The sequence below is a fragment of the Tolumonas osonensis genome (genome assembly GCF_014202415.1).
Taxonomy (GTDB): Bacteria; Pseudomonadota; Gammaproteobacteria; order Enterobacterales; family Aeromonadaceae; genus Tolumonas; species Tolumonas osonensis.
Map to the genome: position 1 here is coordinate 1 of NZ_JACHGR010000029.1, position 1232 is coordinate 1232.

At 46.5% G+C, this 1232-nt stretch carries 1 protein-coding gene; it reads right to left on the reverse strand.

What is annotated here, in order from left to right; all coding sequences use genetic code 11:
• Positions 1–12: 12 nt before the first annotated feature.
• A protein-coding gene (locus HNR75_RS15415) for an IS3 family transposase (protein WP_188027824.1) occupies positions 13–1169 on the reverse strand; the annotation gives its coding sequence in 2 pieces (ribosomal slippage) (positions 13–932 and positions 932–1169; 1158 coding nt in all).
• Positions 1170–1232: the final 63 nt, after the last annotated feature.

Sequence of the window (1232 nt, forward strand, 5' to 3'; positions counted from 1 at the left end):
ATTGAATCGCCACTACTTCACTAGACGACTTTTAGCCTCTTTAAAATACTGACGCTCATACTCTAGCGGCGACAGCCCATTATTGGAACTATGCTGCCGTTTGGGGTTGTAAAACATCTCAATATAATTAAACACATCCATTTTTGCGTCGTCCCTGGTCGAATAGATTTTCCGCTTAATTCGCTCTCGTTTCAGCAGTTGAAAAAAGCTCTCAGCTACGGCGTTATCATGGCAATTGCCTCGACGGCTCATGCTTCCTTCCAAACCATGAGCACTGAGAAATTCACTCCAATCATGGCTGGTATACTGGCTTCCCTGATCTGAATGTACCAACACTTTGCCATCAGGCTTTCGGCGCCACACAGCCATCAGTAAGGCATCTAACGCGAGTTCTTTGGTGATCCTACTTCCCATTGACCAACCAATAATGCGACGTGAAAACAAGTCCATTACTGCGCCAAGATAGAGCCAACCTTCATGGGTTTTAATATACGTAATATCTGTTACCCAAGCTTTATTGGGCGCTAACGGATTAAATTGCCGTTCTAATCGATTTGGTGTCACCACATGTTGTTCACCACTACGTGCTCTAGGTTTGCGATAGCCAACCTGTGCTCGCAGTCCTGCTCGTTGCATCAGGCGATGTACACGATTAATACCGCATTGCTCACCAAGATCACGCAGATCTCGATGGAGTTTACGGTATCCATAGACACCACCAGACTCGAGCCAACACTGTTTGAGTTGACCTGTAAGCCGTTCATTATCACGTTGCCGCTTCGACTTGGCGCAGCTTCTCCACGCGTAATACCCGCTCGGGTGAACATCAAACAGCTGACATAGTTGCCGCACAGAGTGGCTGTGGTGATGTTCTTGGATAAAGGCGTACCTTACTCGGGGTGACTTGCGAAGTACGCCGCGGCTTTTTTTAACAGGTCACGTTCTTCAGTAACGCGTTTAAGCTCTTTCTGTAACCGTCTAATTTCAGCAGACTCAGCGGACTGCTGAAGATGCTCCTCAGAATCAGGGCCATAGCGCTTGATCCAAGCATAAAGACTATGAGTGGTAGTACCTAAACGCTGAGCAACGTCAGCAACAGAATGACCGGCAACAGTGACTTGTTTAACCGCTTCGATTTTGAATTGTTCGGGGTAACGTTTATGGCTCATGAACACCTCTTTTTTAGCTAGTTTATCTAACTAAAAGGTGTCTAGGAAATCAGTGGCGATTCA